This is a genomic window from Chitinophaga caeni, from assembly GCF_002557795.1.
GTDB classification, from domain to species: Bacteria; Bacteroidota; Bacteroidia; order Chitinophagales; family Chitinophagaceae; genus Chitinophaga; species Chitinophaga caeni.
This window is the reverse complement of the sequence record NZ_CP023777.1, coordinates 798,659-821,427: the sequence shown is the minus strand read 5'-3', so window position 1 is coordinate 821,427 and position 22,769 is coordinate 798,659. Positions and strand designations below refer to the sequence as shown.

The window sequence follows — 22,769 nt, the reverse complement described above, 5'->3', positions numbered from 1 at the left end:
GTAAATCTGTTTTTAACACGCCTGGAATACTCATGAGTTTGAAGGATCAAATAGACCTGCAACGTCTTCCCCGTCACATTGCCATCATTATGGATGGGAATGGTCGATGGGCAAAAGAACGGGGACAGGATCGACTTTATGGGCATCACGAAGGGGTTGAGAGTGTGCGCACCGTGGTAGAGGCATGTGCCGAACTGGGTGTCGAATACCTCACGTTATATGCCTTTTCTACCGAAAACTGGGATCGCCCGGTTTACGAAGTAAATGGCATAATGGAGTTGTTGGTGACTACGATACGTAAGGAGATTCAAACACTCTCCAAGAACAACATCCGCCTCCACGTGATCGGCGATATGACCATGTTGCCACCGCAATGCATCAAGGAACTGGATGAAGCGATGGCTATTACAGCCCAGAATAAGGGCTTAAACCTCGTTATGGCCTTAAGCTATAGCTCAAGGTGGGAAATCCTGCGAGCCACCAAGAATATAGCGCTGGATGTCCAGGCCGGTAAATTGAAACCGGAAGACATTAACGGCGAAGTTTGGCAACAGTACCTTTGCACGGCAAAACTGCCCGATCCCGAACTAATGATTAGAACCAGTGGAGAATGTAGGATTAGCAATTTCTTACTATATCAACTGGCCTATGCGGAACTTTACTTTACCAACACCCGTTGGCCGGATTTCCGCAGGGAGAACCTTTACGAAGCCATCTTAAATTACCAAACCAGAGAACGTCGATTTGGCAAAACAAGCGAACAAATACAGCAGAATGAAGAAATTGTTTCCTAAAAGTCTTTTGGCCATAGTTTTATGTTGCAGCGCAGGACTCGTATCAGCTCAAAATAAAGATACAATACCCGTTTACGGAATACCTCCTTTCGGATTGGATAATCCACAGCAATATGAAATTGCGGATATTTCCGTTTCCGGTACGCAATACCTCGATAAATCATTATTGCTCTCGCTTACTGGCCTTAATGTTGGAGACAAGATCGTTTTACCGGGCGATCATTTCGCCAAAACGATTAACACCCTGTGGGGGCAACGCCTCTTTTCTAACATCGCTATCGATATTACCAAGATAGAAAATGGCAAGATATGGCTGGAAATTGTACTCACGGAAAAAGCTAGGTTATTTAATTATTCTTTCAAAGGCGTTAAAAAAACCGATGCCGACGAGTTAGCTAAAAAGGCCGGCCTGAAAAAAGGTTCGGTTATTACGGACGCCTTGTTGTTAAATACGCGATCGGTTATCAGGAAACACTATGCTGATAAGGGTTTCGGAAATACCGTGGTAGAAATCTCCGAAAAGCCGGAACCGAACCAAGTGAACTATAATTCGTTGGTTATCACTGTAAATAAGGGTGAAAAAGTTAAAATATACGATAATGTAATCTTCGGTAATGAAGCTATCTCCGATCAGGCGCTCAAGAGAAAAATGAAAGGCTCCAAGGAGAAAACCCGTATTACTTTATACCCGGATACAGAAAATGTTTATTCCGATAGTACACACGGAAATGTTGATTACTGGAACTCTTACAGTTTCTTATCCCCTTCCCGCACTTTATCTGCTTTAGATCCATACTTCCGTTTCAAGTTGTTCAGTTCTGCTAAGTTCAATGCTTCGAAATTCGAGGAAGACAAGGAAAAAGTAATTACTTATTATAACTCTAAAGGTTATCGTGATGCGGTAATCGTAAAAGATACCACCTTCACCACTTCCCAGGGTAATTTTAAAATTAACATGGAAGTAAGCGAAGGGAAGAAATATTATTTCGGTAACATCACCTGGAAAGGTAATACCGTTTACACGGATGAAATATTGGACCGTTTGCTCGGCATCAAGAAGGGCGATGTATATAACCTGGAGTTGTTGGAAAAACGCTTGGGTAAACAAATGTCTGCCGAAGGTGGCGATATCATGGGCGCCTATATGGATAACGGTTACCTGTTCTACCGCGTAGATCCCGTGGAGGTTGGCGTACGCGGTGATACCATCGATTTTGAAATCCGCATGGTGGAAGGCCCGCAAGCCGATAATCGTAACATTACGATCGTGGGTAACGAGAAAACGAACGAACACGTAATCCGCCGCGAGTTAAAAACCTTACCCGGTGAGAAATTTAGTCGCCAAGAGCTGATCCGCTCGCAACGTGAGATCTCCAACCTGGGCTTCTTTAACCCAGAAAAAGTTATCCCGACACCGAACCCGAATATGCAAGATGGAACCGTTGATATCGAGTATTCGGTAGAAGAAAGGGCTAATGACCAGTTGGAATTATCAGCCGGTTGGGGTGGTTATATCGGGTTAACGGGTACCTTGGGGGTAACATTTAATAACTTCTCCCTGAGGAATATCTTTAAGAAGGAAACATGGGATCCTTTACCAAGTGGTGATGGACAGAAATTATCCGTTCGTATTTCATCCAACGGTAGGGCATACCGCTCGTATAATCTTTCTTTCACGGAGCCTTGGCTCGGTGGAAAGAAAAGGAACCCGTTCTCGGTAAGTTTCTATTATACTTTCCAAGATCCGAATGCATATGCTAAAGCGATCGGTGGAACGGTGACTAACCCGAATGCTTATTTCAAGGTTTTGGGTGGATCAATTTCCCTGGGTAAACAATTACGTTGGCCTGATGACTACTTCTCCCTGATGTATGCCATCAACTACCAACAGTATAAACTCCGCGATTTCAACTACTTTAACATACCTGGTTTCGATAACGGAACATCGAATAACGTCAGTTTGAGGTTAACCTTGGCCCGTTCTTCCGTAAACCAGCAAATTTATCCAAGTAGCGGTTCTAACTTTATGTTGTACGGCCAGTTTACACCGCCTTATTCGGTTTTTAACCCCGATAAGGACTATAAATCGGAGCCGATCAGCGAGCAGTTTAAGTTTATCGAGTACCAAAAGTACCGTTTAAACGTGGATTGGTATGTGCCTTTGAGCCGCCCGACCGGAACAGAGGGTAAAACATTGGTATTGAAAGTGGCCGCTAAATTCGGTTATATTGGAAGTTATAACAACCGCACAACCTTGTCGCCTTTCGGCAGGTTCGAATTGGGTGGTGACGGGTTGAGTAATTTTGCTATTTATGATAGGGATATCATCTCGCAGCGCGGTTACCCGGTTTATTATACATCCAACCCGAGGTTGAACCCGGATGGGGCATCGCAACCAGCAGGTTACCAAGGGTTTTCCATCTTTAATAAATACGTGATGGAGCTCCGTTATCCCTTTAGCCTGAATCCAAGTTCTACGATCTTCGGTTTGATGTTCTTCGAAGCAGCAAACGGTTATACGGATTTCAACGATTACAACCCGTTCCGTTTACGTAGGTCTATCGGTTTGGGCGCCAGGTTCTATTTACCGATGTTTGGATTGCTAGGGTTTGATTACGGTATCGGTTTGGATAGGCTACGTCCTGGAGGCGGATTGAAGGATGCCGGTAAGTTTACATTCATGTTAGGTTTCGAACCGGAATAAGGACTTTTGTTAAAATGGCATGGCACTTGCAACAACTTATAATTTTTATTATATATTGCAAATCCAAGCGCCAAGTTTGATGAAGTTGAAATATGGAGCTGGAAGTAAAGACCCATTCGAAACTTAAAAATGTTAACACGCATGAAAAAACTATTCATTACAGCGGTAATATTGTTGAGCACGGTGGTTTCCACTATGGCACAACGCTATTGCGTGATAGATACAAAGTATATCTTGGAAAACATCCCGGAATACAAGGAAGCCCAGAAACAACTGGATGCAATTGCCGAGCAATGGCAAAAAGAGATCGATACCAAGTTCCAGGAAGTAGATAAGATGTATAAATCATACCAGGCGGAGCAAGTTATGCTCACCGATGAGCTGAAGAAAAAAAGGGAAGACGAGATAGTAGTTAAGGAGAAAGATGCCAAGGAATTACAAAAGAAGAGGTTCGGTTACGAAGGCGATTTGTTCAAGAAAAGGGAAGAATTGGTAAAACCCATACAGGATAAAATTTATAACGCGGTACAAAAATTAGCAGCCAGCAGGATGTATGATTTTGTACTCGATAAATCCAATGGTATTACCGTGATTTATTATGATCCAAAACTCGACAAAAGCGACGAAATTTTGAAATCCATAAATGCCAAGTAATTAGTTACCAGTTTTTTACCTATAAGTATTCAAATAAAAAAAATCCAGACAACATCATGAAGAAGTATGTAATTATCGCTTTTGTTGCCGTTGCAGGTCTGATCAGCGTGAACAAAGCTACTGCTCAATCTAAAGTGGCTCATATCAATGCGCAACAATTGATCGAAAGTTTACCAGATGCCAAAACTGCTATGACTAAACTTCAAGCCTATGCCGATACATTGGAAAATGATGGTAAATCTCTTGTTGAAGAGTACCAAAAGAAGATGAAAGACTACAACGACAATTTTGAAAAATGGACTGATAACATCAAGGAATTGAGGGGTAAAGAGCTACAAGATGCTAACAAAAGGTTGCAAGAGTACCAACAATCTGCCGAGCAAAAAATCGATATGCGCAGGGGCGAATTGTTGAAACCTATCTACGATAAAGCTAGGAAAGCAATTGAAGATGTAGCTAAAGAGAAAGGGTACCAATACGTGATTGATAACTCTTCAGGCGTATTATTGGTTTCCCCGGCTTCCGATGATATCATGGGCGCAGTGAAAACTAAATTGGGCGTAAAATAAGGCAGCTCTTAAACCGGTTTACCGCGTATTAAAGATTGTCTGAATATATTTTGAAAGGAACAAGAAAACACCGGTTTTCTTGTTCCTTTTTTAAAGGGGACGTCCGCCAGTGGCCGTTTCTATAAGATAACCCGGGCCGGGTGAAAAAAAATGTGGAATTACTTCTCATTTCAATATTTTTCCACTACCTTTGCCTTCCGTTTTAAAAACAGGGTTATCTGTCCTGGGGCCTCCGGCCAGCAGGCTTTTAGTACAGGAAAAAAATAAAAAAACAAGATGAAACGTACTTTTCAACCGCACAATAGACGCAGAAAGAGCGTTCATGGCTTTAGAAAGAGAATGGAAACTGCCAACGGCCGTAAAGTATTGGCTAGCCGTAGGGCTAAAGGTAGAAAGAAACTCACCGTTTCTGACGAGCGCAAGTTAAAATAAGAATCGCAGATAAATTTACTTTGCTATAAAGACTTATTCTTTTAAAAAGGAAGAAAGGTTAAAAAGTAGGAAACTGGTCGAAACGCTTTTTCAGGATGGAAAAGCGTTTTCTCTTTTCCCATACAGGGTCATCTTTATGATCGCTGAACTGCCTGCGAATGCCCCTGCCCAAGCAGGATTTACTGTTTCCTCCCGGAAATTTCCCCGGGCTGTCGACCGGAACCGCATCAAGCGTTTAGGACGTGAATGTTGGCGCTTACATAAATCTCCCCTCCTGCAATTATTGCAGGAAAAACAATTGCAATTGGCGGTATTTTTCATTTATACCGATAAAAAAATCCCCGAATTCACACCGCTTCGCCATAAATTTTCGCTAATTTTAAATCGGTTGGAAAAGGAAATACTCAAAATGAGTGTTGAACCCGGTTCCAGTGAGATTTGAATGCCGTAATTTATGAAACAAGTACTCCGCTGGCTTAGCTACCCGTTTATTTTTTTAATCAAGATATACCAATGGTGTATTTCCCCGTTATTAGGAAGTAAATGCCGGTATACGCCCACTTGCTCCCAATACGGGCTGCAAGCGCTGAAGAAATACGGCCTCTTTAAAGGTGGGTACCTTACCGTCAAGCGGATCCTCTCCTGCCACCCCTGGGGTGGCCACGGCTACGATCCGGTTCCTTGATCTGCCATATCCGCCGGTTATTTTTGATCGCTTTGATTCATTTAGACCACACTATATGAAAAATATTTTCAAAGTAGCGATGCCGCTGCTTTTATTAGCCGTTTTAGCGCTCGGTTTTAACGAGAACGATAAATACTTCCAAATAGCTAAAAACCTCGATATTTTCGCCGCTTTTTACCGCGAATTGAATACTTATTACGTGGATGAACTTCCCCCGGAAGAACTGATGAACCACGGCATACAAGCGATCCTCGAAGAAACCGACCCCTACACAGATTTTATCCCGGAAGAGAACCTCGAAGAACTCAAGTTCATGGCTACCGGAAAATACGGGGGCATTGGCGCGGCAACCATCACTGATAGCACCTGGACACGTATCACCGATATTTATGAAGGGGGTCCGATGGAAAAAGCCGGCGTCAGGGTTGGCGACATAATCATTAAACTCGATGGAAAAGATGCCAAGGGGCTTTCTAATGAAGAAGTAAGCAAATTTCTAAAAGGAAATGCCGGGACCGGTTTAGATATTTTATTGCGAAATCCTGTTACCGGGAAAGATACCCCCAGGCATATCGTGAGGGAGGAAATAAACGTGCACCCTGTTAGTTATTACGGTATGGTAGGTAAAATGGCTTATATCAAGATGATTCAATTCACGGAGATGAGCGCCCACCAAGTGCAGGAAGCATACGAAAAGCTGAGATCTGAAAACAAGAATATTAAAGGTATTATCCTTGATCTTAGGGGAAACCCCGGTGGTTTACTGGACGAAGCCGTGGCTTTAGCTAATATTTTTATCGATAAAGGACAACTGGTTGTTAGCACCAAGGGTAAAGTAAAGAACTGGGATCGTGAATATAGAACTATGCAACCTGCTGTTGATATCAATACTCCCCTGGTTGTACTAACTAACCGCAACTCTGCCTCCGCTGCCGAAATTGTAGCCGGGGCTGTCCAGGATTTGGATCGCGGGGTTATACTCGGACAGTTATCGTTCGGTAAAGGGCTGGTACAGACCACGCGGCCATTGCCATATAATGCTAAGTTAAAAGTAACTACTGCAAAATATTATACCCCGAGCGGCAGATGTATTCAAGCAATAGATTATTCGCACAGGGGGGAAGATGGTGAAGTAAGCCATGTTCCCGACTCCTTAAAGAAAACATTTTTCACTTCGAATGGCCGACCCGTGAAAGATGGCGGCGGTATTGAACCAGATGAGAAAATTCCAGTTTCTTATTATAGTCCTATCGCGGTTTCCTTAATTAGGAAACAATATATTTTTGATTATGTAACGAATTATTATTACCGCCATAAGACTATCCCCGAACCGGGTAATTTCGAATTTACCGATAAAGATTTCGAGCAGTTCCTAAAGTATATCGAAGACAAGGATTACAACTATCAAACCAATAGTGAGATTGCCCTGGAAAGCTTTAAGGAACAGGCGGAAAAGGAGAATTATTTCGATGCTGTAAAGAAAGAATATGAACTATTACAGCAAAAGATTCACCACGATAAGAAGCAAGATATTTTGAAACATAAAGAAGAAGTAAAAAGGTTGATCGAAGAAGATATCGTGAATAGGTATTACTTTCAAAGGGGGCGTATCCAAAAGAGTTTAACCTGGGATACCGATGTAGCCGCAGCTGTGCAGCTATTGGAAGATCCACTTAGATATAAGGCAATATTGAAAGGCACCAGCGAGTGATACCCGTTTTTGCAAGCCTTTACCATTTATTTACTACCTGGCCCATCGCTGAAATGTGCTGAAAGAAATTTATATACATTGTTAACTTGCTGATTATTAATAAGATGAACAGGTGTCTACTGTTCGTTCCGCGAAGGGATTATTAAATATCAGGATGGATTATTATCTTAATACCCGGAATCAATGCGGGGATAAGTGCTACTCTTAATCTATTTATAAATTCACAATTTAATTTATCATTTACTTGTTTACGGGAACGTATACACGTTATTATTGCTGTTGATAAAATAAATTGATATATCTGGAAAGGGTTTTCTGTACAGTTATCGCCTCCATTTACCAGTAGTGTAAAAAATTATGAATTGCTATCAATAATTTTTATTTTGATCTACTGAAAACCAAGCAGCACACATTTTTAATTAGCAATAAAACAATCAAGAATGCCAGTAAATTCCAATGAAAACAACAACCGCCGTGGGTTTATCTCCAAGGTAGCCAAGGGGGTTATTGGAGCATCGCTGTTGCCAAACATTATCACGGCCGCGGATCGCAAAAGAAATATTGAATCTTTGGCAAGGGAAAAATCCCATTATAGCGCTAATGATCAAATTCAGATCGCGTTAATCGGGGCCGGCGGTATGGGAACTGCCGATGCTAATACTGCCATCACCGTACCGGGTGTTAAGCTCATCGGTGCTTGTGATCTTTATGATGGACGCTTAGCGGATGCCAAGAAGAAATGGGGCAACGATATCTTTACGACCCGCGATTTCCGCGAAGTATTGGACCGCAAAGATGTGGATGCGGTTATCATTGCAACTCCGGATCATTGGCATAAAGATATTTCCGTTGCAGCAATGAATAAAGGTAAGTCCGTGTACTGCGAAAAACCCATGGTACATGATATTACCGAAGGACCAGCCGTAGTAGCTGCACAAAATAATAATAAAGTTGTATTCCAAGTTGGTAGCCAGGGGATGAGTTCTCTGGGTAACGAAAAAGCCAAACAATTGCTGAAAGATGGTGCGATCGGTGAATTGAACTACGCGGAAGGTTTCTGGGCGAGGATGTCTCCATTCGGCGCTTGGCAATACCCGATCCCCGCTGATGCTTCCCCGAAAACTGTTGATTGGGATCGATTCTTAGCGAATACCACCAAGAGGGACTTTGATCCGGTTCGTTTCTTCCGCTGGAGAAATTACCGTGATTACGGTACGGGCGTGTCCGGTGACTTATTCGTTCACCTGTTCTCCAGTTTACACTTCGTTACAGGTTCTATGGGGCCTAATAAAGTGATGGCAACCGGAGGTTTACGCTATTGGAAAGATGGCCGCGAGGTACCCGATATTATGCTCGGTATGTTTGACTACCCTGAAACACAGGTACACCCTGCCTTTAACTTGTCATTAAGGGTGAACTTCGTTGATGGCACCGGTGGTACTAACTACTTGCGCATGGTGGGTAGCGAAGGTTCTATGACAGTAGAATGGGATCGCGTAACATTATACCGCAACAAGGCATATTCAGCAGAAGATGATCCGTTATTACAAACCAAGAAAGCTCAAGAAAATGGTAGGCAATATGTTTACGATCGTAAGAGCATGTTACCGCCGGATAAGCTGATATACGAAGCAGAAGAAGGTTATAAAGGCGCTCACTTCGATCACTTCTATAACCTGTTCAACGCGATGCGTACTAATGGTAAAGTCAGTGAAGATGCACTGTTTGGTTACCGCGCGGCTGCACCTGCTTTGCTTTGCAACGATAGCTATTTCAGTAACAAGATCGTTTACTGGGATCCTAAAAACTTAAAACTCATCAATAAATAAAATCTAGTGATATGAGAAAATTATTCATCCCAGCATTGAGTGCCGCAACTTTGTTAGCGGTTTCCTGTGCAAATACTTCCAATAAAAGTGATGCTGATAGCACGGCAACGAAAGATAGCGTAACCGTTACAGGTGATGTGGTGGATCCTTCTGCCAATACATTAACAGATGCCGAAGCAACTGGTGGATGGCAATTATTATTTAATGGTAAAAACCTTGATGGTTGGCACATATATAAAGGGAAAGCATCCAACACTTGGAGCGCTGAAAACGGGTTGCTGCATTGCGCAGGTAGCTCGACAGATAAAAGTGATATGCGTGGTGACCTGGTTACCGATAAAGAATTTGATAACTTCGAATTTACTGCCGATTGGAAATTGTCGCCCCAAGGAAACAGCGGTATCTTGTACCTGGTTTCCGAGGATTTCGATGCTTCTTATCTCAGCGGGCCGGAATACCAATTAATCGATGACAATAACTTCCCGGAAAAACTGGAAGATTGGCAAAAAACCGGCGCCAACTACGCGATGAACCCACCTTTAAAGATGGCCGCAAAGCCAATTGGGGAATGGAACACCACGAAAATCATCGTAAACAAAGGCCATGTAGAACACTGGCTGAACGGTGAAAAAGTAGCCGATTACGAACTTTGGACAGACGAGTGGAAAAAGCACAAAGCCGAAGGAAAGTGGAAAGATGCCGAACATTACGGCTCCGTAAAAAAAGGACACATCGTATTCCAAGATCACGGCAGCGAGATCTGGTTTAAAAATGTAAAGGTCAAACAACTTTAGTCAAACACGATCAACCTTTTGGTTGATTAAAATTGATAAAAAGGAACGAATAAAAACAAAAAACGGGATGAAACATCATCCCGTTTTTTTATCCATCAGAAATAAGGAACACACAAAAAATCCGTGCCATCCCTAAATCCAAAAAATCCCTGAACCTTAGGCAGCATCAAACCTCTTAGCAACCTCATCCCACTTAACTAGGTTCCAGAATGCGTTCAGGTATTCGGCCCTGCGGTTTTGATATTTAAGATAATAGGCGTGTTCCCAAACATCTACACCCAATAAAGGGGTACCTTTAGTTTCGGCAACATCCATTAAAGGGTTGTCTTGGTTTGGAGTAGAAGTGATCTCTACTTTACCGTCTTTAACGATCAACCAAGCCCAACCGGAACCGAAACGGCCCATACCGGCTGCGTTGAATTTTTCTTTAAAAGCATCGAAGGAACCGAAAGCGCTGTTGATAGCATCAGCTAATTTACCGGAAGGCTGACCGCCGCCATCTGGAGATAAGCTTACCCAGAAGAAGCTATGGTTCCAGTGACCACCACCGTTATTTCTAACTGCAGCACCGTATTTACCAGCATTTGCAACCAATTCCTCTAAAGATTTGTTTTCATTTTCAGTACCGGCAACAGCTTTGTTTAAATTATCAACATAAGCTTGATGGTGTTTGCCGTGGTGAATTTCCATCGTCATTTTATCAAAATGCGGTTCTAATGCATCGCTTGCATATGGTAATGCAGGAAGTGTAAAAGCCATAATCCAATTTTTTATGGGTTCAAAAATGAGTTTTCTTTCGCGTCACCAAATTTACAGCCTTCCCTTGTATTGTCAAATTGAATTAATTGTCAATCTTTTAATCGAAGGATAAGAACCGCAAAAAAGTACACATTTTAAACGCAACAAAAAGAACGCCAAGCTGTTACTGAACCGTTATTGCAGTAAAATATTATATTTCCATATATGATAAATTCATTTATATTTACATATAAGTGTTATAACTATTACCCAAGGAATTTTTATATTCGTAAGGATTTTGTTTTTGTACCCTTTCACTATTGTTTGTTTAAATAAAACCATATGCAGGACATGGGCACAGCACATAGCGACTCTCTAGATGCTTTGATATCGGAGAATACGCATTTAAAAAGCCAATTGGAACGGTTGAGGAAGATCATGGATGAGATGCCGGCAATGGTTTATACATCTAATAATGAGCGGAAATCGATCAATTGGTGCAACAAGACGATGGAAGATACCATGGGGTATACCTTGGATGAGATCACGGAGAAGGGCATGGAATTTTTTAAAGAAATTATGCACCCGGAAGATTTTGATATTGCATTGGTAGCACGCAACCAGTTTAAAGATAATCAACCTTTATTCGGCGGTGTTTTAAGAGTAAAGGGCCGCAATGATGAAGATTGGAAATGGGTGGTTGGATTAGGAATACCATATAAGCATGACGAATTTGGAAACCTCCAGGACGTACTCTGCGTATTCCTGGATTTCTCATATGCCATTAATACTAGTAACCAGATCAGCGAGGCGTTGAGGGAAGTACTCCGGAAAAGCAATGAAAGCATTTTAAACAAGCTAACTCCCCGCGAGAAAGATATTTTCATGCTTGCCGCACAAGGGAAAAACAATAAGGAAATTGCTGGATTTTTGAGCCTCAGCAGGTATACCGTTGAAACCCACAGGAAGAACATAAGGCTCAAACTTAAAGTACGCAATACTTCGGAACTCGTTGCCCTAGCCAAACAAATAGGGGTGCAATAAAACATATATATTTTTATTATACCAACAAAAAGCTTACCGGGCTTACTATATACTACATTTTATATATATTATATAATAAATTAATTTATTTATATTTTTTATGTTTTTTAATTAACAAGTTGCTAATCATATCGATAAAACATTAAGAATTTACTATTAAAAGAAAGGGGCAATGATCTATCGAAAGGGGAAAAAAGACGGTATTTCATCATTTTTTTAACAAAAATACCCAAGCTTGGGTATTTGCCCGAGACTATAACTCCACTAATTTAGTAGCCTGAACGTTGATAATGAACTTTTGAGTGTTAGCCGGGTCGTTTTTTGAAATATGTATCACTATGATAACCGAAGAAAAAGCGTATAACATTTTGATGCTTGATCGTACTGCAACTCCCGATCAAATCATATCAAAATATGAATTATTGAAAAATCAGTATAGGAAAATAAAAGAAGAAACCCAGGATCTGAAAACCCAGTTGGCCTACCAACTTAAGCAGATAGAGCTAGATGACGTATTTATTTTCTTTAGGAAACATCAAATTTTATAATTGGAAGATATAGTCTTTCATGCATTGTTCGTTCCTATTCGTTCATTGTTTGTAGCCGCCAGTTTCGCTACAAGTCGGTCTTACATCCGTTTTCTTAACCCGGGGTAATAACCTTACCTTTCTCCGAAGTCTCACCGTAATGCTTGCTCAAATAAGCATTACGGGTGTGTCGGTAGAAAAGTTATCAAATCATGTTCCATCCATGTGAAGGGAAATCTCCTTGGATGGCATCGATTGTTTTTATTAACCCATTCTTCCCTGCCTGTTAATCCCATTTAGATATTAAAATTCATTGTTGTCCGACTAAATTTTAACCGGGGAACGCTTTTGATCCCTCAATAGTTCGGTTCAATGTTCACCTGCTCGTTTCTTGTACTTTTTTGTTTACCCAAAAAAGGTACCAAAAAAGGGCACAAATTGGCCATTACGGCCGCCAATTTGATCGCTCTATCTGGCCTTTCTACTACTGTATGGCCAAGCTACCCTTCGCTATCAACGGTGCGAAGTTCCACGGTTCTCTTGGCGGGGGGATCCCGGATTTTGAATGTATCATCCTTCGCTTATATCCTTGACCAGGTAAGGAATTCAAGTACCTTTAAAGCATTTTTCGTCGGACAACAATGATTAAAATTCATTTTCTTCTTTGTACAAAGAAAGACCGCATTAAGTTTAAACTCTCTTCACCGTAAGGGCCCAGTTCAACTTTCGTCTTAGGGTGAAACGGTGATTGTTGACCCGTAACGCTTCTATAACCGTTTTTATCATCTGCCGCGGCGTAAACGATCCGCCCAATTTTACTCCAATACAAAGCGCCGGCACACATTACGCAGGGCTCCAGGCTTACGTAAAGCGTGGCATCCACCAGGTATTTACTCCCCAGGTTGTTGAATGCCGCTGTCAACGCGATCATTTCCGCATGGGCGGTACAATCGTTTAGCCGTTCTACCTGGTTATGCCCCCGGCCGATAATTTGGTTTTGTACTACTACAACGGCGCCAATCGGCACTTCCCCTTCTTCTAATGCCAGTTTAGCTTCCCGGAGCGCTTGTTGCATGAAATATTCATCTGTCATATCAGGAAGGCATTAAGTCTAAAAATTCGTCTTCAGTTAATATTTTAACGCTGTTGATCTTCTTGGCTTTTTCTAGCTTGCTGCCGGCATCTTCGCCAACAACCAGGTAGTTTAACTTGCTACTTACGCCACTTAATATTTTGCCGCCTTGTGCTTCGACCATCTCTTCGGCATCGCTTCTTTTCAGCTTAGATAAGGTGCCGGTAAATAGAAATGTTTGTCCTGCTAAGGCGCCCTCGGTATGGTCAAAACTTCCTTTAACCCCTTTCATATTGATGCCCAATTCGGCTAATTTCGCCAGCATGGATAGGTTATCTTCATTATCGAAGAACGCTTTTACGGCACCTGCTACCTTCGGGCCGATATCTTCCAATGCGAGTAATTGTTCTTCGGTGAAATTGGCTAAGGCCATCAATTCATTTACAGCATTGGCCAGTGTTTTAGCGGTTGTTTCCCCGACGTACCTGATGCCCAAACCGAAGATTAGCCGGTGTAATGGTTGTTTTTTCGATGCTTCGATGGCGCTTTCCAGGTTGGTTATAGACTTTTTCCCGAAGCCTTCCAGTTGCGATATTTGCTCAAAGTCCAAGGTGTAAATACCGGGAATATCTTTTAGCAAACCGAGTGTATAAAATTTCCGCACATTGCTTTCTCCAAAACTTTTGATATCCATCGCGTCCTTGCTGACGAAATGTATCATCCTTTCCACCACTTGGGCTTCGCAATTAATATTGATGCATCGCCAAACACTCTCCCCTTCCGGTTTCATCAAGGGGTCATGGCATACTGGGCATTCCTTTGGAAAGATGATAGGTTTTTCGCTGCCTTTCCTCAGATCGGCCAACGATTTCACGATATATGGAATTACATCTCCGGCCCTTTCTACCAACACGGTATCCCCAATCATCAAATCCTTTTCGCGGATCACATCTTCGTTAAACAGTGAAATAGAGCCTACGGTAACGCCACCTATGGGAACTGGATCAATCTTTGCCACGGGTGTAATAGCGCCTGTTCGACCAACTTGGAATTCCACTTCTTTTAATATACTGGTGGCTTGGCGGGCTTTGAATTTATAGGCGATGGCCCAGCGCGGGTGATGCGTAGTCATGCCCAACAAATCCTGCAAAGCATAATCATTCACTTTAATAACCATCCCGTCAATCTCGTAAGGCAAAGCATCGCGGCCTTCCTCGAAGGCCAGGCAATAATCTACTACTGCTTGTATACCTTTCACTACTTTCTTTTCTTTGGCAGGACTGCGGAATCCTAAAGAAGTAAGCAGGTCCAAAGTATTACTGTGGGTGCTGATTTCCGGGCTTTCCGCTTTGCCGGGAAACATGTTATGGTAACTCATATGGTATAAAAATGCTTCCAATCCCCTTTTGGCAACTTCCTTGGGATCCACCATCCTCAATGAACCGGAAGCAGCATTCCTAGGGTTCGCCAATGGGGGAAGATTTTCAGCCGCCCTGTGCTCGTTGAATTTCTCGAATGTTTCCTTGTTGATTAATACCTCGCCACGCAACTCTATAGTTTGGATACCGTAGTCTGAAAATTTGGCTGATAAAGGAATAGACCGGATTTGCTTGATATTCGTCGTAATATCTTCACCCTCTACACCATCACCCCTTGTTGCTCCCCTTACCAGGAGATCATTTTCATAGATCAATGAAATACTGGCGCCATCAAACTTCGGCTCGATGCAATATTCTATCTCGTCGAGCTTCGTGATTTCCCTGGCTTTCCTGTCCCAATCGAATAAATCATCCGCATTGTAAGAGTTATCCAGGCTCAACATCGGTACGAGGTGCTGAACTGTAGGGAATTCCTTCGTTAAACCTTGTGCTACCCTTTGCGTGGGGGAGTCGGGTGTAACGAGCTCGGGATTTTCGGTTTCTAATTTTTTTAACCAGGTAAACAATTGGTCATATTCGTAATCGGAAACAACGGGGTCATTTTGAACATAATAACGCCAATCGTTGTACCGCAATACATCCTTTAATGTATCAACGGTTTTGTGGACGTTTTCTAAAAGTTTACCTTGGGCGAGCAAGGATAACAATTGTTTTGCCGCTTGCGACAGCGCAAGTTCAGTATCTTTATTGTAAGTCATATTTCATTTCTATGCTGTAAATTTAATCTTTACTTCCTTGTCAAACCAAAATCTCTAATTCAATTTATATGAAAAAACTCCTATGCGCTTTATCTGTTACCTGGATAATGGCCGGTTGCCAACAGGAACCCGATCAAGTTGACCTAGTGGTGCATCATGCAAGGATTTACACGGTAGACAGTATGTTCCGTACGGCAAGTGCCATGGCTATTAGGGCTGGAAAGATCATCGCGGTAGGAACGGATCAAGATATCCTGGGGCATTATAAAGGGCTTGAAGTCTTGGATGGAACAGGGCAATATATATACCCGGGTTTTAATGATGCCCATTCGCATTTTTTAGGGTATGCTTCCGGTCTCTCTGAAGCGAAATTAGTAGGAACCAAGAGTTGGGACGAAGTGTTGGAACGTGTGCAGCAACATGCCAAGCAGGATTCTTCGCCCTGGATCATCGGCCGTGGATGGGATCAGAACGATTGGAAGAATAAACAGTTTCCCAGTAAGGCAAGATTAGATGAATTGTTTCCCGCCAAGCCGGTATTTCTATACCGTGTAGACGGCCATGCCGCGATTGCGAACCAAGCGGCCTTGGATGCTGCTGGCATTAAACCCGGGCAAAGGATAAAAGGGGGCATTTTCGAAACCAAGGGAGGAAAACTTACCGGCATTTTGGTGGATAACGCGATCGCTCCCGTGGAGCGTTTCATACCTGCTAAGTCTAATTCAACAGCTAAATTGCTTGTGAAAGAAGCAATGGAAAATTGTTTCGCGGTAGGGTTAACCTCTGTAAGCGATTGCGGGGTGATGAAGCGCGATGTATTATTTTTAGATGCCTTGGAAAAGGAGCGGAAATTGCCCATAAGAATTTATATCATGCTAAGCGATGATAAGGTGAATTTTGATTGGATCTTAAGGAGAGGTGTATTTAAAACCAACCATATTAACGTGGGAGGCTTTAAATTTTATGCAGATGGCGCATTGGGTTCGAGGGGCGCTTGCCTGTTGCAAGATTATAGCGACCAACCCGGATGGAAAGGATTCCTTTTAAATGATAGCAGCTATTTCGTAGAAAGAGCCAAGATGATGATCGATAGCAAATTCCAGATGTGTACACATGCAATCGGGGATTCAGCGAACCGCGATATTTTGAGGATATATGCAGCCGTACTGGAAGGCAAGAATGATCGGCGCTGGAGAATAGAACATGCGCAGGTAGTCAATCAAGCTGACTTTCATTATTTCGGTGATTACAATATTATCCCCTCCGTGCAACCAACCCATGCAACATCGGATATGTATTGGGCAGAAGAGCGCCTGGGGAAAGCACGATTGGGAGACGCCTATGCTTTCCGGGAATTATTACATGAAAATGCATGGATGCCGCTTGGGACGGACTTTCCCGTAGAAGATATCGATCCTTTGAAAACCTTTTATGCGGCCGTTTTCCGCGTGGATAGCACAGGGTATCCCGCTGGAGGTTTCTTGGCAAAAGAGAAACTGGGCCGTGAAGAAGCATTGCGGGGTATGACAATTTGGGCCGCCAAAGCAAGTTTTGATGAGAAGTTAAAAGGTAGCCTAGAGCCTGGAAAATGGGCGGATTTCGTGGTTTTAGACCGGGATATCATGCAGGTACCGGACACGGCTATACTAAAAACAAAGGTAACCGCTACTTATATTGGAGGGGAACAGGTTTATAAAGCGCCCGGCAGGTAGATAAAAGTTTTAGATTAATGTTCATATCAAATAATATTCAAACAGTAAGGCTTGTCGGTATGAATGCATGCTTTTTAATTGAAAAATGATTAGATATTTTCAAAGTTTTAGATTCTGTGATGAATTATGAAGGATATGTATTAGCTTTAATGGTACATTTGAACGGACGAATTCTTAGCATAAAATTATCACCCTCTTCAAATGTTTACTTGTTGTAACATGTTAATAGAAAACTGATTTAGAAATTCCATGATGTAGTATCGCAACTTTAGTTGGATCCTATCCCAAGTTATCAACAGTACTTTTAGAAAGAAAACGTAGCGTATTGATTTTTTATTGATATAACAATAACCTAATTTGCGCAGTTAAAACCAAGACAAACTTGTACGGAATTTTTTTTGTAAAGAAAATTCACGTTAGGTATTATAGCAAGTTCCACGATTATGAATATGCAAACCAAGAACGTTAATACACATTTAACGGAGATCAAGGATTATTTCAAAGTAGCCATTTCGGTTGATTGCGTGATTTTTGGGTTCGACAACGATGAGCTTAAAGTACTTTTGATTGAGTCCGATTTGAAAGAGTACAGGGGCAAATGGAGCCTGCTGGGAGATATCGTTCGCCCAGACGAGGACCTGGAAAATGCCGCCTACCGCGTTTTGCTCGAAAGAACGGGACTTGAAAATGTATATATGCAGCAAGTACATGCTTTCGGCGCGCTCAACCGCCACCCGGCAGGGCGGGTCGTATCCGTAGCATATTATTCCCTCGTGAATGTTGAACATATCGAATTGAAGCTACTTAATAACGATTTGCATTGGCATCCTGTAAAAGATATACTGCAAAAGGATATGGCTTTTGACCATAAAGATATTCTCAACACCTGTTTGGAGCGGTTGCGGCAACAGATTATAGAACAACCGGTTGGGTTCAACCTGCTACCCAGGAAGTTTACGCTCAGGGATTTACAAAACCTATACGAAGCTATCCTGGATGTTAAATTAGATAGAAGGAATTTCAGAAAGAAATTCTTTGCTATGGATGTACTGATCGATCTCAATGAAGAGGAGGAAGAAGTACGTCACAGGCCGGCGAAGCTTTACGGTTTCAACGCGGAACGCTATTCACAACAGAAGAAAAAATCCTTGGGATTCTAAATTAAAATTTACAACCTTACTTATAATTTTCTGCCTCTTGCCGCCACTTGCCCCCGTGGCGGTGGTCATTTGCCTTATTTTATAATACCAGCCCGGCCTTTTCCTATTCTTATTAAAATAAATATTGAAGTTGATCTACCTTTTTAAATTATTTTTAGTGTTAACTCTACACTTATAATAATTTGAATAAAAATTGTAAAAAAAAGCGTTAAAAATTTGTTATGAAAAGAAAAAAATCCTAAGATTGTGTAAAATATACACAGTTATATTTTTAGAAAGATAGCGGCGCCTATTTTGATTATCGCAATTAGTTTAAAGGTTAGTAGGCCAGGTATTCGGAAGTTGTATAAACTTATTATTTCAAGAAGGTCATTTCATCTTATTTTATATAAACTGCATTTTTAAGTTCCACGTTGTGAATTTCATGGAGGATTTGTATCCATGAGTTACGGAAAAAAGTTTCGAGTTATTCTCCCCTGCATTTTGTATGCGGGGGTTCTTTTTTTATACTAGATATTCATCAACGTCTCACGCGTACTTTTAAATGATTTCGAAGATTCGCATTCTAACTTTTAACCTGGTCTAATTCTCATTCCTTTTGCACTTCTAGAACCCATCAGCCCTTATTTTCGTAATTTGCAACAGGCTAATAGGACACGTTGTCCGGCTTAGGAAACCAACCTGCTGCCAAGCATTAAAATATTTCCGAACATGTCTTACACTCCGACTCATAAGGTGAGAATCGTGACAGCAGCTTCCCTCTTCGATGGTCATGATGCTGCAATTAATATTATGCGCCGCATCATGCAAGGGAAAGGCGCCGAAGTGATTCACTTGGGCCACAATCGCTCCGCGGCAGAAATCGTTGATTGCGCTATTGAAGAAGATGCTCAAGGTATCGCGGTAACTTCATACCAAGGCGGGCACCTGGAATTTTTCAAGTACATGCATGACCTCCTGGCGCAAAAGGGATGTAGCCATATTAAGATTTTCGGAGGCGGTGGCGGTACCATCTTACCCTCGGAAATAGAAGAACTTCACCAATACGGTATATCGAGAATTTATTCCCCGGATGATGGTCGCCAGATGGGCTTGGAAGGGATGATCGAAGACCTGATCCGCAAATGCGATTTTGAAACCGTGAAAAAAGGTGATCTGAAAATTGAACCGCAAGTTTTGGAAGAGAAGTTTGCGCCCAAGATCGCGCAAGCCATTACCTACGCTGAAAGCTTCCAGCTCAACGGGCAGATGGAAGGTGTAAAACCAACCAAAACAATACCCGTACTTGGTATTACTGGTACTGGCGGCGCCGGTAAAAGTAGCGTGACTGATGAACTGGTCAGGCGCTACCTCAATCGCTTTCCGGATAAAACGATCGCGGTGATATCCGTGGATCCATCTAAGAAAAAAACGGGCGGCGCTTTATTGGGTGACCGTATCAGGATGAACAGCATTCACCACCCCCGCGCCTATATGCGCTCCCTGGCAACCAGGGAAAGCGATAAAGCCATCAGCAAAAATATACAGGAGGCCATCGATATATGTAAGATCGCGGGCTACGATTTTATCATCCTTGAAACTTCGGGTATCGGTCAGAGCGACACGGCTATCGTGGATTATTGCGATGTAGCCATGTATGTTATGACCCCTGAATACGGCGCTGCTTCGCAGTTGGAAAAGATCAATATGCTCGACTATGCAGATGTAATTGCCATCAACAAGTTTGATAAGGCCGGGGCTTTGGACGCTTTGCACGATGTACGTAAACAATATAAACGTAACCATAGCCTTTGGACTGCAAAAGACCAGGATTTACCGGTTGTAGGAACCATAGCTTCGCAATTCAACGATGCAGGTGTGAACCTCTTATTCGAAAAACTATTACTCGAAATACAAAAGAAAACCGGGCTGAGCTTTGGGAAAGTAGCGGTGCCGGAAGAGATGCATGATGCTTCGACCAAGTCGCAAATTATCCCGCCGGCGAGGGTACGTTACCTGGCGGAAATTTCAGAAAGTATCGAAGCGTATAGTAATTGGGTAGATGCACAATGTAAACTTGCTTCGCAATGGTACCAGGTGGAAGGTGTTCTGAAGATCACGGGGTCGCACGATGCACTGGAAGATATTTCCCGGCAGATCAAGGCATCCCTGGATCCAAGCTGTTTGAAGTTGATCGAAGATTGGCCGGAGCTGGTAGCAAAATATAAATCAGATGTATATGAATTCAAGGTTAGAGATAAGATTATAAAGTTGCCATTGGTTACCGAAAGTCTTTCCCATAGCCGAATCCCTAAGGTTAGTTTGCCCAAATACCAAGATTGGGGCGATATCCTTCGTTGGCAATTAACGGAAAATGTACCCGGCGAATTTCCTTACGCTGCCGGCGTGTTTCCATTAAAACGGGAAGGCGAAGATCCGACGCGGATGTTTGCCGGGGAAGGCGGTCCCGAAAGAACCAATAAACGTTTCCATTACGTTTCGATGGATCAACCTGCGAAGCGTTTGTCTACAGCCTTTGACAGTGTAACTTTATATGGGGAAGACCCGGCGTCGCGCCCCGATATTTACGGTAAAATCGGAAATTCCGGTGTTAGTATCGCCACTGTTGATGACGCTAAGAAGCTATACAGTGGTTTTGATCTATGCGACCCTAGAACTTCCGTTTCTATGACGATCAATGGTCCCGCTCCCATCTTATTGGCCTTTTTCATGAACGCTGCCATCGACCAGCAATGTGAAAAATATATTCAAGAGAACGGGTTGCAGGATATGGTAAGGGCTACTATCAAGGAAAAATTCCGCTCCTATCCATTGCCCTATTACAACGGCAACCTGCCAAATGGTAATGATGGTTTAGGGCTTGAGTTACTAGGCGTAGCAGGAGATCATGTTTTGGACGCGGCAACCTATCAAAAGATCAAGGCGCATGCTTTGAGTACCGTTCGGGGAACCGTTCAGGCAGATATTCTTAAAGAGGACCAGGCTCAAAATACCTGTATCTTCTCCACGGAATTTGCCTTGAAACTTATGGGTGATGTACAAGAATATTTTATTCATAATAAAGTCCGTAATTTCTACTCTGTGAGTATTTCAGGTTACCATATCGCGGAAGCCGGCGCGAACCCGATAACCCAGCTTGCCTTTACTTTGGCGAATGGTTTCACGTACGTAGAATATTATCTCGCGCGGGGAATGCATATCGATGATTTTGCACCTAACTTGTCTTTCTTCTTCAGTAACGGCATGGATCCGGAGTATTCAGTAATCGGTCGCGTAGCAAGAAGAATCTGGGCAAAAGCCATCAAGAATAAATATAAAGGCAACGAACGTTCGCAAAAGCTGAAATACCATATCCAAACTTCCGGCAGGAGCCTGCACGCACAAGAAATCGACTTCAACGATATCCGTACTACTTTGCAAGCATTGTACGCTATTTATGATAATTGTAATTCCTTGCATACGAATGCTTATGATGAAGCGATCACAACACCAACGGAAGAAAGCGTAAGAAGGGCGATGGCCATCCAGTTGATCATCAACCGCGAACTCGGTACAGCGAAAAACGAAAATCCGAATCAAGGTAGTTTCTTTATCGAGGAACTTACGGACCTGGTAGAAGAAGCGGTACTGACCGAGTTTAACCGCATTACCGAAAGAGGCGGCGTACTTGGAGCTATGGAAAGAATGTACCAAAGAAATAAGATCCAGGAAGAAAGTCTTTATTACGAGTCTTTGAAACATACCGGGGAGTACCCGATTATCGGTGTTAATACCTTCTTGAATAAAAATGGTTCTCCTACCATTATCCCGGATGAAGTGATTCGCTCAACATCGGGAGAAAAGGAATTCCAAATCACGGCTGTTAAAACTTTCCAGGAGCGGCATGAAGATCAGGCTAACCTAATGTTGGAGCGCTTGAAAGAAGTGGCTGTAAAGAATGGAAACATATTTGCCGAACTCATGGAAACGGTGAAATATTGCTCCCTCGGGCAAATTACCCATGCGCTTTACGAAGTGGGCGGACAATACCGTAGGAATATGTAAACAAGCGTTTTGAATAAGTCGAAGAGCCCGGTTGTAGCTATACAACCGGGCTTTTTTATAGCGGGGTAACATTTTGGTATTATCATTGATATATAGGTAGTCATCCCCTTTCTCTATTAACGGACAATTTGTCGAATACACTATATAAGCCCGTATATCCGCA

At 42.5% G+C, this 22,769-nt stretch carries 18 protein-coding genes; 15 read left to right on the top strand and 3 right to left on the bottom strand.

The annotated features are described in order from the left end of the window. Window positions 1-32: 32 nt before the first annotated feature. The 10 genes from COR50_RS03355 (at window position 33) to COR50_RS03310 (ending at window position 10,172) form a co-directional block, all read left to right on the top strand. Window positions 33-794 (top strand): isoprenyl transferase, encoded by a 762-nt coding sequence (locus COR50_RS03355; RefSeq protein WP_098192673.1) that lies wholly within the window; start codon window positions 33-35, stop codon window positions 792-794. Beyond that, window positions 775-3,498, top strand: coding sequence for a BamA/OMP85 family outer membrane protein (locus tag COR50_RS03350; protein ID WP_098192672.1), 2,724 nt, complete (start codon window positions 775-777; stop codon window positions 3,496-3,498). Before COR50_RS03355 ends, COR50_RS03350 begins: the two co-directional genes overlap by 20 nt. A gap of 141 nt (window positions 3,499-3,639) precedes the next feature. Further along, on the top strand, window positions 3,640-4,152 hold the full coding sequence (locus tag COR50_RS03345; RefSeq protein WP_098192671.1) for an OmpH family outer membrane protein: 513 nt from the start codon (window positions 3,640-3,642) through the stop codon (window positions 4,150-4,152). Between the two features lie 56 nt (window positions 4,153-4,208). Continuing rightward, complete coding sequence (locus tag COR50_RS03340) at window positions 4,209-4,721, top strand: OmpH family outer membrane protein (protein ID WP_098192670.1); 513 nt, start codon at window positions 4,209-4,211, stop codon at window positions 4,719-4,721. A gap of 276 nt (window positions 4,722-4,997) precedes the next feature. Continuing rightward, complete coding sequence (rpmH, locus tag COR50_RS03335) at window positions 4,998-5,153, top strand: 50S ribosomal protein L34 (RefSeq protein ID WP_012788729.1); 156 nt, start codon at window positions 4,998-5,000, stop codon at window positions 5,151-5,153. 13 nt (window positions 5,154-5,166) lie between these two features. Further along, on the top strand, window positions 5,167-5,595 hold the full coding sequence (locus tag COR50_RS03330; protein ID WP_098192669.1) for a ribonuclease P protein component: 429 nt from the start codon (window positions 5,167-5,169) through the stop codon (window positions 5,593-5,595). Between the two features lie 12 nt (window positions 5,596-5,607). Further along, on the top strand, window positions 5,608-5,838 hold the full coding sequence (gene yidD / locus COR50_RS03325; protein WP_098192668.1) for a membrane protein insertion efficiency factor YidD: 231 nt from the start codon (window positions 5,608-5,610) through the stop codon (window positions 5,836-5,838). A 55-nt stretch (window positions 5,839-5,893) separates the two neighbouring features. Continuing rightward, window positions 5,894-7,549 (top strand): S41 family peptidase, encoded by a 1,656-nt coding sequence (locus COR50_RS03320; RefSeq protein ID WP_098192667.1) that lies wholly within the window; start codon window positions 5,894-5,896, stop codon window positions 7,547-7,549. A gap of 440 nt (window positions 7,550-7,989) precedes the next feature. Then, window positions 7,990-9,378 carry a Gfo/Idh/MocA family protein gene (locus COR50_RS03315; protein ID WP_098192666.1) on the top strand — a complete coding sequence of 463 codons (1,389 nt, stop codon included), beginning with the start codon at window positions 7,990-7,992 and terminating at the stop codon, window positions 9,376-9,378. Between the two features lie 11 nt (window positions 9,379-9,389). Continuing rightward, window positions 9,390-10,172 (top strand): 3-keto-disaccharide hydrolase, encoded by a 783-nt coding sequence (locus COR50_RS03310; protein ID WP_098192665.1) that lies wholly within the window; start codon window positions 9,390-9,392, stop codon window positions 10,170-10,172. 156 nt (window positions 10,173-10,328) lie between these two features. On the opposite strand, the gene COR50_RS03305 is transcribed toward COR50_RS03310, so the two are convergent. Further along, window positions 10,329-10,931, bottom strand: a complete 603-nt coding sequence (locus COR50_RS03305; RefSeq protein WP_098192664.1) for a superoxide dismutase — start codon at window positions 10,929-10,931, stop codon at window positions 10,329-10,331. Between the two features lie 330 nt (window positions 10,932-11,261). Here COR50_RS03305 and COR50_RS03300 point away from each other — a divergent pair, with 330 nt between their 5' ends. Both COR50_RS03300 and COR50_RS03295 read left to right on the top strand, forming a co-directional pair. After that, entirely contained in the window at window positions 11,262-11,954 is a 693-nt protein-coding gene (locus tag COR50_RS03300) for a LuxR C-terminal-related transcriptional regulator (protein ID WP_198405767.1), read from the top strand. 338 nt (window positions 11,955-12,292) lie between these two features. Next, window positions 12,293-12,502: a hypothetical protein gene (locus COR50_RS03295; protein ID WP_098192662.1), complete on the top strand. Its 210-nt coding sequence runs from the start codon at window positions 12,293-12,295 to the stop codon at window positions 12,500-12,502. A gap of 631 nt (window positions 12,503-13,133) precedes the next feature. Here the strand turns inward: COR50_RS03295 and COR50_RS03285 are convergent. After that, entirely contained in the window at window positions 13,134-13,574 is a 441-nt protein-coding gene (locus tag COR50_RS03285; RefSeq protein ID WP_098192660.1) for a nucleoside deaminase, read from the bottom strand. Between the two features lies 1 nt (window position 13,575). Then, window positions 13,576-15,690, bottom strand: coding sequence for an NAD-dependent DNA ligase LigA (ligA, locus tag COR50_RS03280; RefSeq protein WP_098192659.1), 2,115 nt, complete (start codon window positions 15,688-15,690; stop codon window positions 13,576-13,578). 68 nt (window positions 15,691-15,758) lie between these two features. Here ligA and COR50_RS03275 point away from each other — a divergent pair, with 68 nt between their 5' ends. The 3 genes from COR50_RS03275 (at window position 15,759) to COR50_RS03265 (ending at window position 22,606) form a co-directional block, all read left to right on the top strand. Further along, window positions 15,759-17,402, top strand: coding sequence for an amidohydrolase (locus COR50_RS03275; RefSeq protein WP_098192658.1), 1,644 nt, complete (start codon window positions 15,759-15,761; stop codon window positions 17,400-17,402). Window positions 17,403-17,845: 443 nt separating this feature from the next. Next, window positions 17,846-18,562, top strand: a complete 717-nt coding sequence (locus COR50_RS03270) for an NUDIX hydrolase (RefSeq protein WP_098192657.1) — start codon at window positions 17,846-17,848, stop codon at window positions 18,560-18,562. Window positions 18,563-19,273: 711 nt separating this feature from the next. Continuing rightward, entirely contained in the window at window positions 19,274-22,606 is a 3,333-nt protein-coding gene (locus tag COR50_RS03265; protein ID WP_098192656.1) for a methylmalonyl-CoA mutase family protein, read from the top strand. Window positions 22,607-22,769 lie beyond the last annotated feature (163 nt).